The organism is Neobacillus rhizophilus (genome assembly GCF_018343535.1).
GTDB classification, from domain to species: domain Bacteria; phylum Bacillota; class Bacilli; order Bacillales; family Cytobacillaceae; genus Neobacillus; species Neobacillus rhizophilus.
Genome location: NZ_JAGYPF010000003.1, coordinates 855,801 through 868,431 on the forward strand (window position 1 = coordinate 855,801; position 12,631 = coordinate 868,431).

Annotated in this window: 6 protein-coding genes; 3 read left to right on the top strand and 3 right to left on the bottom strand. The window is 38.1% G+C overall.

From position 1 onward, the window contains the following. Positions 1 to 15: 15 nt before the first annotated feature. The 3 genes from KHA99_RS17670 to KHA99_RS17680 form a co-directional block, all read right to left on the bottom strand. On the bottom strand, positions 16 to 1,152 hold the full coding sequence (locus tag KHA99_RS17670) for a winged helix-turn-helix domain-containing protein (protein ID WP_213118758.1): 1,137 nt from the start codon (positions 1,150 to 1,152) through the stop codon (positions 16 to 18). A 279-nt stretch (positions 1,153 to 1,431) separates the two neighbouring features. Then, positions 1,432 to 6,354, bottom strand: coding sequence for a cadherin domain-containing protein (locus tag KHA99_RS17675; RefSeq protein ID WP_307852094.1), 4,923 nt, complete (start codon positions 6,352 to 6,354; stop codon positions 1,432 to 1,434). 406 nt (positions 6,355 to 6,760) lie between these two features. Next, positions 6,761 to 8,818, bottom strand: a complete 2,058-nt coding sequence (locus KHA99_RS17680) for a GGDEF domain-containing phosphodiesterase (RefSeq protein ID WP_213118760.1) — start codon at positions 8,816 to 8,818, stop codon at positions 6,761 to 6,763. A gap of 450 nt (positions 8,819 to 9,268) precedes the next feature. On the opposite strand from KHA99_RS17680, the gene KHA99_RS17685 reads away from it, so the two are divergent. The 3 genes from KHA99_RS17685 to KHA99_RS17690 all read left to right on the top strand — a co-directional run bounded on the left by KHA99_RS17685 (position 9,269) and on the right by KHA99_RS17690 (position 12,566). Continuing rightward, entirely contained in the window at positions 9,269 to 10,033 is a 765-nt protein-coding gene (locus tag KHA99_RS17685; RefSeq protein ID WP_213118761.1) for a helix-turn-helix domain-containing protein, read from the top strand. Positions 10,034 to 10,393: 360 nt separating this feature from the next. After that, on the top strand, positions 10,394 to 10,636 hold the full coding sequence (locus tag KHA99_RS31565) for an MEDS domain-containing protein (protein ID WP_372447616.1): 243 nt from the start codon (positions 10,394 to 10,396) through the stop codon (positions 10,634 to 10,636). A gap of 496 nt (positions 10,637 to 11,132) precedes the next feature. Beyond that, a complete protein-coding gene (locus KHA99_RS17690; protein WP_213118762.1) occupies positions 11,133 to 12,566 on the top strand; it encodes a purine-cytosine permease family protein in 1,434 nt (477 codons plus the stop codon). Positions 12,567 to 12,631: the final 65 nt, after the last annotated feature.

Sequence of the window (12,631 nt, forward strand, 5' to 3'; positions counted from 1 at the left end):
AATGTCAGAGGAATATCAGAGGCATTTATTTAATAATTGTTCGATCTTTACTGTTAATCTTGGAAAATCATACTTTTCCGAGAAGCTTTCCCATTTATTTTTATAATCGTGTGGAAGATCGATGGCTAAATGATTGCTTAGTAGAATTATATCTCTTACTCCATTTATGATATGGGGCACAAACTTAGAAGACAATAAGATCATGAAACCTTCATCCATTTGTTGAAGGGCCTCTTTCTCATCTCCTTTCATCCATTTGATAAACCCCTTTAACATTAGATACCTCCCCTTTTCCCGCAAATAAGGATATTTTTCAAAGAGTTGATCACCTTCTGCCATATGGGTTTCAACGGAATGAAAGTTTCTTGTTAACAATTCATTTTTCATCTCTTGAATCTTTAGGTACGTTAATATACTTTCATGAACTGCACCCTGTTCAATTTGTGAACGCACTAAATTGATATTCTTTTTCGCATTTTCAAAATTTCCCTTATCGATGTTTATGCCGATCATGCCCAATTCTTCTAACTCCTGTTGTTGTTGGAATGGAATCACCTTTAATCGTAATGCCTTTTGAACATATGCATAAGTTTTATCAAAATTAAATTGGATCAGCCAATAAATATGCAGGAGATAGAACAGTTTTTGTGAAAGAGGAATATCTGAGCTTGTCACAAACCATTGAAAATCTCCCTGTACAAAATGAAGGTATATTTTCTTATGTACTTCAATGGGAATGTCTAATGCTTCATGTTGCATCACAATGGTTTTTAACCCGTTTGCTTGCCCGTAAAGAATGTATTTATTATATAAGACATCCATACTTTCTCTAAACTCTTTATCATGATAGAGGGGATTATCTTGATGATTTTGTTTCAATGTTAATCGATACCCGACACCTCGAACCGTTTCTATTAAAATATCATCTAAAAAAGATAACTTTTTTCGCAACCGGTACACATGATCGTCAATCGTACGGTCTGTAGGATCCTCCATTGCCCAAACCTTATCTAGTAAGCTTTGCCTTGATAGTGTTTGATTCATATTTTCATATAAACATTTAAGAAGGTGGTATTCTTTAGGTAATAATCGTATTTTCTCATTATTAAATAAAACGGAGTAATCGTTTATATCGAACTGAAGCTTTTTCATAACTTTCCTCTTAAATAAAATTTGGTAAATAGATAAATCATTACAAAGCGACCAATTATTCCAACTATCTTATTCTTATTTCTGCATTTGATCTTATTTCTCCTTTATTAACTGACCCTCTCTTTTGATGAAATTCCTTTCTCATCTTCTTTTTGTCGAGATGAAAAGTAAAAAAGAAAAGAAACTGCCTTTGCATCATCATCTGCATAAATCAAAATGAAAACAGGGGACGGTTCTCTGCTTCCGCGAGAACCGTCCCCTCTGTTTCCATGTCTAGAATTATTTTCTTCCCACTCGCTGAATCCGGAGCATAGATCCTCCAAGGATCAAAAGGAGCAGACCTGCAAGCAGCCAATTGTACATGTTGGTGGAGGTTGCTGGTAAATTCCCCTCAGTTGTTGGCTTTAAATCCGGTTTTTTCACTAGATCATTAGGCTGGAAGAGAGCAAAGGTGCTAAAATGGTTCGTCTTGGTCCTTACTTGATCGCCCTCAAACGTCCCACCGACTAATTCCCATGCATTCTTTTCTTCATTAAAGTAATGTACCTTTAATTGCTCCGGATTGGCATAGCCCTTGACAGAGAAACCAAGTTCAATATCATGATCAAACTGATGGATGATACGATCTCCCTGCTTAATCGTGAGCTCATAGATTTCCCCTACCGCCAATTTTGAAAAAGGAATGTTGACCTTATTTTTATCAACCTTTGCAATGCTGATGGTAATATCTTCCCCTTTAGCAAAGTTCACTGCTGGGATGAGCATTTGTACATCCTTGCCTAAAATCTGAATGCTGGCATGTCTCTTGATTAAAGTAGCAAGCTGCTCAGCCGTAAGTTTGACCACTTTATCCTGGGCCTGGGTCCCTTTCAGGTCGATCATAAGGGTCCCCTTATCATCCAACAGGTCCACTACCTCATCAGGAACCGTTACAATCTTGTCAGTAGTCTCAGGTGTGACCTTAATGACAGGTTTTAAGCGAATCACTGTAATAGTATAGGTTGTGGTTAGCCCATTTTCCGAAGTAACTTCAATGGTCTGAACGTTTCTTCCCTCTTTCAGTAAAACCCCTTCACTTTCATCGCCACTCGTGATCGGCTTCCCGTTCATTTCCAACGTAGCTTTTGAATGTGCCGCTGTTGGAGTGAAGGTTATTTTCTCCACATTGTTTGCAACATAAATCGTATACTGGGTGATTCCTGGTGTGAAAGCAGGAGTCAGGGCCCCGGAGCTGCTTGTTAAACCGCTAAGTGTGGCGTCACTTGAGAGAATATGGATGGTGATCGTGATCACCTCTGTATGCTTACCATCACTAACACCAATTGAAAGCACATGAAGTGCCTTCTCCTTTGCACTTAATCTTGAAGAATCAGCTACAGAAATTTCCCCCGTTGTTTCATTCACGGTGAAAATGCCATCATCATTCCCGGACTGAATGGTAAACGTAAGCCCATCTCCATCAGCATCACCAGCCTCAACCAGCCCCACTTTTGTGCCGTTTTTGGCTGTTTCCTCAATGGTAAAAATTGCGTCCTTGCCAACCGGCTGATTGTCATTCAGATTATTGACCCCAATCGTCACCGTCGTTGCTACCGTATGGTCGCCATCGCTTACCTCAACAGTTAAAATAAAGCTTTGAACTTTTTCATAGTCCAGTTTTGTAAAGTCCGCGACTGTCACTTTACCAGTACTTTTATCAATCGCAAACGCACCGGTTTCATTTCCAGCGGCGATTTTGTATTGCAAGGAATCACCGTCTGCATCTTGGCCCGTCACTGTTCCGACGACCGTTCCGTTTGCACTATTTTCATCAATGTTAAAAGCAGCATCCTCACTAACCGGTGCATTATCATTAACATTATTCAGATTGATCACCACCGAAGCTTTCGCTGTATGGAGACCGTCACTTACCTGAATAGTCAGTGTAAAACTTTGGACCTTTTCAAAATCTAATTTCCCCGCATTTGCGACACTAATCGTGCCGGTTTCACTATTCATGTTAAAGACACCGGACTCATTGCCGGCTGTAATCGCATAGTGAAGCACGTCTTTATCGGCATCACTGCCGGTTACAGTCCCGACCGCCGTTCCAGCTGTAGCATTTTCATCGATGGCAAATACCGCATCATCGACCACCGGTTGATTGTCATTCAAATTATTGATTCCAATCGTCACCGTCGTCGCTGCTGTATGGTCGCCGTCGCTCACCTCAACAGTTAAGGTAAAGCTCGAGACTTTCTCATAATCCAGTTTGCTGGAATCCGCAACCGTCACTTCACCAGTGTTTTCATCAATCGCAAACGCACCGACTTCATTGCCGGCTGTCAGCTTATAGGAAAAAACACTTCCCTCGTCTTCATCCGTTGCGGTAACAAACCCAACCGAAGTACCTGCTGCCGTGTTTTCATCTATATTTGTCATAAAGCCTTGCGGTACAGGCTGATGATCATTCACATTATTTACATTAATCGTGATCGTGGCGATGTCAGATTCCATACTACGGAGCAAGGCCTTATATAAATCGTAAGCCTGCGCATTCCCAGTATCCAGGGCTTGTACCCTTAATTGATAGATGGTTTTCTTTTCATAATCCAGTTGAAGGCTATCCGCTACCGTAATTTCGCCAGTTGCAGCATTGATGCTGAACGCACCATCCTCATTACCGGAAAGAATTTGGTATCGAAGGACATCCCCATCGGCATCAGTTGCGTTAACCTTTCCAACCACTGTCCAATTTGGTGCATTCTCATCGACGTTGAATACAGCGTCCTCGGCAATCGGCTTATTGTCATTTAAATTATTTAAATGAATCGTGGCAGTTGTTTCGACCGTATGGGCACCATCGCTTACTTGAATGGTTAAGACAAAGGTCTTGATAGTTTCATAATCAAGCTTAAGAGAATTGGCAACAGTCACTTCACCGCTGCTTTGATCAATAGCAAACGCCCCGTCCCCATTCCCTGTCGTAATCTTGTAGGTAAATCGGCTGTTGGCATCCGAGTCCGTTGCCGTTACTTGGCCGACAACCGTTCCATTTGCCAGATTTTCGTCAATATTTTTTGTAAATCCTTGGGCAACTGGCACGTTATCATTCAAGTCATTGATCTGGATGGTGACCGCCGCGGTTGCTTTATCAACGCCATCACTGACTTCAACATGTAAGGAATAGTTTTGTGACGTTTCAAAATCTAGTAAACTTCCATTTGCGACCGTGATTTCGCCATTGGCACCATTTATGTTAAAAATGTTTTCGTTATTTCCGGACAGAATACGATAGGTCAGTGCCTGTCCATCTTGATCACTGGCACCCACATTTCCTACAACTGTCCCATTAACGGCATTTTCATCGACTGAAAACTGACGATCCGCTGCCGCAGGAGGACGATTCCGATTGAGCTTCACGGTATACGTTACCGTGCTCCCGTCCTGAGCCGTCACAATAATCGGAATATTATTCTCGCCAGCGGCAAGATTGATTAGCGGCGATTCCTGTCCGCTTTTTACCAGATTCCCTCCAACCGTTACGGTGGCATTAGCATCGGCAGTCGTTGGTGTAAACTTAATTTGACTCGTGCTATTCGGCACAGTAATGGAATAGTCCTTAATCGATGCTGCAAAAATCGGATTCAAAGTCCCGGTGCTGGCCGTTAAATTTGCCAATAAAGCATTATTAGATGGAGTAGCTTTTTGGACCGTAATGGTATAGGTCTTTATGGTTCCATCCTGAGCTGTCACCCTAACCGGAATCAGATTAGGCCCTGTCTGTAAGGTAACATCGCGTCCTACTCCACTCGGCACGGATTGATTGTCTACCGTGATAGTAGCGGTCGAATCCGCAACCGTTGGGGTTACAGTGATGGATGGAACATTATAGCCTACAGATACAGAATAGTTCGTTGTTCCTGATGAAAATCCTGGCACCAATGCCCCGGTACTAACAGTCAAATTGCTTAAATCAGCATTATTGGAAAGAGGCGGTGCAAAGTTTAAGCCGAAATCGGCGCTTGTCCCATATAAATACTTCAAGTTCCTTAAGCCGGTTTCTTCCATTACAATCATGATATTTCCAGATGGATCCATTTCAGAGATTAGTTCCATCGGATAACCACTCATGGACTGGGAGGGAACTTCCTTGGTTCCTTTTTTCCACATTCCGGCATCTTTCACCATCGCAAAAAAAGTCGACGGGCCTCCTGTGTCTTTGTACATCATGACATAAGGTTTGTTATTGATGACACTAGCTTTGATTGGGTAACTAATCCCATCATTAGAAATGACTTCTTTTGTCCAAGTACCTGATTTGTTTGTAAGTAAATAAGATGTATACACATCGTCAGAATAGGAGATATATAGTTTTCCAGAGGAGTCGACAACAAATGGTGTGGGGTAATAGTATTTCTGGTCCGTTATTGAATCGATAATCTTCTCATGCACAGCTGGAAAGTCCGGATCACTCACTTTCTTGTGCGTATAATAGACATTTCCATAGTAATTATTTTGATTATCTTCTTTGACATAGGTGATGTGAATTGTGTTAGTCTGATCCACCTGTATTTGCGGTTCGTGCACTTCATCAATCGCACTTGCTCCACTGACAAGTGTCTTGATCACCCACGTTCCCGTTTGATTGGTCGCATAGCGAACCTCATACTTCCTTGGGTCATTGGCGTCATTGTACACATAAACGATATGAGCTTTTCCATTAGTATCAAAGGCAATCTTCGGATTATACATATTTTTCCACCCGTAAGGATCTTGAGCGCTCTCAACCTTCTCAAACGACCAGCTGCCATTTTTATAGATGCCATACTTTATGCCTCTATCACTGGTCGTACCTGAACCCTTGTAAAATAGAAAAGCCGCATAAATGGTATTGTTACCATCAATGGCAACATCCGAAACTCCCCCGTTAAATCCACTATCTCCTGTTGCAGTAGCGGTTATGGTGGTTAGTTCCTTCCATTGGTTATTCTCCCATTTCTTAATCGTGATCTCATCCATGCCTTTAACATGTGAAAGATAGAGATCCCCACTGGGACTAGTAAATAGATTGCTATTGGCCCAGGCATTGCTGGTATATTGGTGGACAAGTCCTTCTACCAAAGTACCGCTGGCCGCATAACTACGCTGGGTGGCACCAATCGGCCCCGCAATAACAAGCTGTAAAAAAAGGACAAATGCGACCAATCCTTTGAAACTCACACTCTTCAAAAACAAATTCCCCCTCAATTGAAAAATTAGTAGAAAAAAGCCCCTTCGCCAAACTAGTAAAAACATACCATGACAAAAATCACTCTTTTTCTACCTAATTATTTACTATGCTGGTATTTTTGACAAGTTTCTACACAACAAAAACCTCTCTGCTTTGATAGAACCGTCCCTTTCCTCACAACTTTCTCTTTTATTTGCGTACTTTCCTGATTTATTTGCGAAAACTGACACTTTTATTTGCGGTTTTTGCCAGTTTATTTGCGAATTCCCCCTTTTTATTTGCGAAGGCCTCCTTCTATGAAAAAAGGAGTTCAAAAATTGACCTACTAGGTAAAAATAATTCCGCTCCCATTTCCACCCAATTTTCCTGGTAGTCAGAACTCATATTTTTATACCACTAATTATATAGGACTAATAGCTTTTCCATTACTTTTTCGGGAGCTGGCTTACTTAACAAGAAACCTTGAACTTGATTGCATCCATACAGAGACAAGAAAGTGAGCTGTTCTTCTGATTCTACCCCCTCTGCAATCACATCCACGTTTAATTCGTGTGCTAAATTAATAATGTATCTTGCTATAGAACCGTGATTTTCCAATAATTTCTTCGTAAAACGCTGATCAATTTTAACCGTGTCGATTTGAAACTTTTGAAGGTATAGAAGAGAAGAATACCCCGTGCCAAAATCATCTAAAGAAACTTTTATCCCCTCTTTTTTCAATCTCAAGATACCAGAAATAAAATGTTCCTCATTTTGGATTAAGGAACTTTCCGTAATCTCTAACTCTAATAAATTGGGATTAACCTTTATTTCATTCATTATTTGATGAAGGGTGTCATCCCAGTGGTTTTTCAAAAAGAACTTAGGTGAGATATTGATGGATATGGGGACGAGTAATACATTATTTTTTTCCCATTGTTTTATCTGATTACAGACCGCTCGAAACGTCCATTCTGTAAGTTTAAAAATGAGATTACTTTCTTCTGCCACTGGAATAAATTCACCTGGCAATATCAACCCATGTTGGTAGTGGTTCCACCGAACAAGGGCTTCCAAACCTACTATTTTTTTGGATTGTGTGTTAAATTTCGGTTGGTAATACATAACAAGTTCATTTTTATGAAAAGCTTTTCTTAAGTCTTTTTCTAGGTTGTATTGTTTTAAGAATTTTCGATTCATCGTGGTAGAATAAATTTTATAATTATTTTTCCCCGTTGATTTCGCCCGATATAAAGCACTATCAGCCTTTCTTATAAGGTCGTGATATTCTTTTTCACCTTGGTAATAAGTAATGCCAATGCTGGTGCTAATGAATAGTTCATACTGATTAATATGCAAAGATTCTTCAAAGGAATGAATGATTCTATTTGCAAGAGAAATTACCTTTGTAGAATCATCTTTTGCATATTCAATCACAAGTAAGAATTCGTCTCCTCCCATTCTGGCAAGAATGTCGTTCTGGTCAATCATGCTTTTTATTCTATTAGATACTTCAATTAATAATTGGTCACCGATTAGATGTCCAAACGTATCATTAATCCGCTTAAATCCATCTAAATCTAGGCAAATCACCGCAAATGTACTATTATTGTGTGATTGAGAGGATTCATTTACAATATCCTTTAGTACCTTATCGATCATTCGCCTATTCGGGAGGTCTGTCAAATAATCATAAAATGCTAAATGATGCATCCTTTCCTCATAGTTTTTTTCCTCTGAAATATCTTTGATGATTCCGTTTAGACGAACTAGATTTCTGTTTGAATCCAGAACCGGAATAGTTTCATCTCGTACCCATCTTATTTCACCATTTTTATGTTTTATTCGGTAATCGGTCTTTATCTTATTACATTCCATTAAGTTTTTTTGTTTTCTTTCGTATATCTCTAGTTCTTCTTGGATGATTAAATCTTCCCACCTTATTTCTCTATTTTCAAATTGGTCCACACTGTAGCCACAAATGGATTCAATGCTTTTAGAGCAAATAATTTTATTATTTATTAGATTTTTAGACCAAATACTGACATTTAAAGAACTAGCATAATCAATAGCTTGTTGTAAAAATGGCTCCTGATAGGAACCATTTGCAACATAGCCAATTAAGCGAATGACCAGGCCATTCTCATCAAGGATGACATCGGCGTAAAGGTCTATAATCTGCTCTATATTGTTATTTTTAATAATTCTCCATTGGTCATGAAAGCCGCATTTATCTTCTATCGATTTATGCACTTGATGAATAAACCGAACACGATCATCGGGATGGATTAGGCCATATACCAATTCCAATGTAGGCACTTGATCACGATCTACCCCAAAGATTTCATAGGCTTTTTCGGACCAATACGCCTCATCCTCTATAACATCATAATCCCAAATACCAATATCGAAGATATTCATGTTATGGCTGCTATCTGTTTCGATTTGATTTAGTTCGAGCTTCTTAATACCCATTTTGAATCTCCTTTCCTTTTGTATTTTCTTTTATTCATTTCTCCTATTAAACGGAGGATTTTCTTTCGTGAAATAATAAGTCTTTGTAGAACAATTTTAATTTATTTCACTTGTCGAAAAATGTTGCAAACCGCAACATTTCGTAGAAATTTCTCTTATTTTCTACTAGGCGAGTAGTGTGAAAGTTGTTATTAATAGGTCGTTTTACCTATAATTTACAACGATAAAAATGTTTGATCTAAAAAACAAATGTGGCATTTAGCTACATTTGTTCAGGCGTAATGTTTGTTATACTAAAAAAACTGAAAATCCATTAGTATCCAAAAAAACCAAACATGTACCATAGTAAACGCTTACGAATTCTGCTTATATTAATGTATACATATTTTAATATTTTGATATATATAAATTACTAATCTAGTATCACAATACTAATGGGTGGGGGGAATCATGAAAAGAGAGTGGTTAATTAAACTTAGGAAATCAAAAAAAATGACACAAAAGCACATTTCCTCTGCTGCTTTTATAGACAGAGCCTACTATGCACAAATTGAAAGTGGAATACGCAACCCAAGTATTAATGTGGCAAAAAGTATTGCCCATGTATTGGGGTTTAATCCAATTAAATTCTTTCAAGAAGACTTGGATCCATCACTTAAAGATTATTATTCTCCTAAAGTAACCATTCTAGATCCAACTGCTACTGAAACTTTTAATAATAGAACAGGGCTTATCCTTTACCTTTTTAATAATTTGGATGTTTATTACCAACATGCAAATACATTTTTACTTTCAGGAGTTAAAAATTGCAGGCATTGTTTTCTTTTTGATCATAAAGAGAACTTGAGGATATATGAACAAAATTTCAATAAAATCCTTAATAAAAACAATGAAAAGTATGTAACATTTATTAGCCTGGAGGAATTTAGTGAAGAAGATATGATGAATAGACTAAATACTTTATTAACAGAGAATGACGAAATAAATGTATGGGTTAAAGGAAATCCAAATTATTATGGTTCCGTATTAAAAAACTATTTGACTAAACATTCTTTGTTTGTCGTCTCATATAATAGCACGATGCTCACAGCAAGCGCCCATATTGATCTGATGAGAAAATATCCGTATCTAATGCACGATAGGGAGATTTTTGATTCACGGCTATATAAAACAGCGACAATCTTACCTCCACTTTTCATTCAAGAGAACTTATAAGGAAATTTGCTAATGAAAGGAAGGATAAAACTTGAAGAGAATTCTTCCACTTACAAAATATATCAATGTCCCCGACACCGCGCATATATTATATCTATATAACCAAAAAGAGATCTATCTTAAAAACTTAATGGTATATAAAAGCAGGCATTTACCACAATCATCACATGATCTTAATTGAAAATGCTTCTGTATATTTGGAAGCAGAAAAATTGATTCACCAATTATTCTCAAAAGAAGAACAGAAACTAATATCATATATTGATAATGATACATTTTATAATCATCATGGTAATTTCATCTCTCATACTATAGTGGAACAATTTGGAATGATTTTTATCCCCTTTACGAAATAATGATATTTCGGTACGTACATGGGCCAATGTTCAATGGAGAAATCAAGAAAATATAGAAGCAGAATTAGCCGCACATGAAAAGCTGGCCGATTGCAACGTCAATGAAATGGGAATAATGTCCGTTTGTGCTTATTCATCTTCATCAATATCTGCCTCTCTTGAAACTAGAATGATGCAAAGTCATGAATTCCTTATGACGGATATAGAGCTTGTTCCGTCTCCACTATATAAATCTTTTGTAAAATAACAAGTTGAAAAAGCCTAGCCTACAGAAGTACTTCCCACTGGTTGATTCTTTTTTGAATAGGAACCTTTCGCTTCCACTGAATCCGAATAATTTCGAAGAATTCAACAACATGCGGGAGGTGACCGCAGGCACTTAAACAATTGGTTAGTTGGAGAAACATAGTTGTAAGTTTACTGCATTTTTATTGAGAAAAGCGTATAGCGCCATTGTGTTAATTTGAGGCAAAACCCTCTTTTTTAAAGGGCTTATTAAGTCCCTTTTCCCCCTTGACACTTGATTATGTAAACTGATTGTGTATATAATAATATAGTTGCAGACAAACGCAGTCTGCGAAATCGGATATATTTACTTTTTCTAAAATAATAATTTGCTCAAAAAAACACATTCTATTGCCCCCTGAAACAAGCATTCAATCTTGAAAGGGTGCTAGATTGAATGTGAAATTAAAATGCAAGAAGGAGGTAGGATGTTAGGAGCATCATGAAAGGATGATTACATGAGTGTAGATCAAACTAAAGGTCTCCAAGAAGAAGAAAAAGACGATTATACATTTGATAAGGTTCCGGTAGAAAAACGGAATATGGGTTGGTTTAGCGTAACCAACATAACGTTCGGTATTGCCACTGCGATCTTTTATTTTCAAACAGGCAGTGTTATGGCCCTTCAGTATGGTGCAATGAATGCTATTATTTCAGCTATTTATGCCATCGTGATTGCTGGAATCTTAGGTACAGTGATTGCCTATTTATCCGCGAAGTCAGGAATGAATGTAAACCTTATGTCTAGGCAAGGGTTTGGCTACATTGGTGCTTCGTTAACTTCATTAATATACGCATCGAATTTTATTATGTATTGCGCCTTTGAAGGTATGATTCTCGTTTCCGCAGTTCATGCATTTTTCCCCGCAATTCCACTCTGGCTTTTAATTATCGTTTTTGGGTCCATTGTCATCCCGCTAAATTGGTTTGGTATTAAACAATTAGATAAATTACAAAAATGGTCATTACCGATCTTTTTTATATTTTTAATTGCTATCATCATTGTCGCAGCCAATATACCGTCTCAATTTGATGGTCACTTTTGGACTTATATGCCAGAAGGTGTACAGATAGGTGGAACAGGTTTACTATTATGTATCGGAATGCAGCACGGGATTATGGGATTAACCGCCTTAATTGCGTCAGATTATGCGCGTTTCCTTAAACCAAAAGATATTAAACTTGGATCCATTATGATCGGATTTATTCCGCAAATTTTCTGTTTTGGTGTCATGGGCTTACTTGGAATATGGTTTGGTGTCCGGTTAGCTGAATCGAATCCGGGGGTTTATATTGTCACCATTCTTGGACTAGGTGGAGTCGCTTTTACGTTGTTAACACAATTACGTATTAACGTTACAAATATTTATAGTGCTTCCCTGTCATTGTCCAATTTTTTCGAGAATGTATTCCATTTCAAACCTGATCGTCACTTTTGGGTTGTTGTCTCAGCAGTCGTATCAATTGCGCTCATGCTTGGCGGTATATTAGATTATTTAGGTAGTGCAATGACATTCCAAGGGGTTCTCTTAATGGCATGGGCTGCTATTTTAGTTACAGATGCATTAGTCGTGAAGAAGTTGTTGAAAATTGGACCGAAAGAATATGAAGCGAGACAGGAAAAATTATATAAATGGAATCCAGTTGGGGTTGCACCATTAATTATCTCAAGTGTTCTTGGAACGATTGCTGGATTAGGGTACATGGGAACGTTCCTGCAAAATACAGCAACTTTCTTTGCAGCCATACTAGCCTCATTCCTCACTGTTGCAATAGCTGTCTATACGAAGGGGAGATACTACAGTAAAGCGCCTGAGGAAATAAAGGTAAAACGTAAAAAAGAAAAAGAGAGAAAAAGTCCAACATTCACAAAGGAAATACCAGTTGAATAATGCAAAAAAAGTAATTGATACAGGTTTGATCAAAGTTCCTGCATTGATACTTAGGACCTTTTCTT

Bases quoted from the DNA above. Each gene is read 5' to 3' on its own strand.
- KHA99_RS17680 (WP_213118760.1), bottom strand. From the start codon at position 8,818: ATGGGTATTAAGAAGCTCGAACTAAATCAAATCGAAACAGATAGCAGC.
- KHA99_RS17685 (WP_213118761.1), top strand. From the start codon at position 9,269: ATGAAAAGAGAGTGGTTAATTAAACTTAGGAAATCAAAAAAAATGACA.
- KHA99_RS17690 (WP_213118762.1), top strand. From the start codon at position 11,133: ATGAGTGTAGATCAAACTAAAGGTCTCCAAGAAGAAGAAAAAGACGAT.
- KHA99_RS17670 (WP_213118758.1), bottom strand. From the start codon at position 1,152: ATGAAAAAGCTTCAGTTCGATATAAACGATTACTCCGTTTTATTTAAT.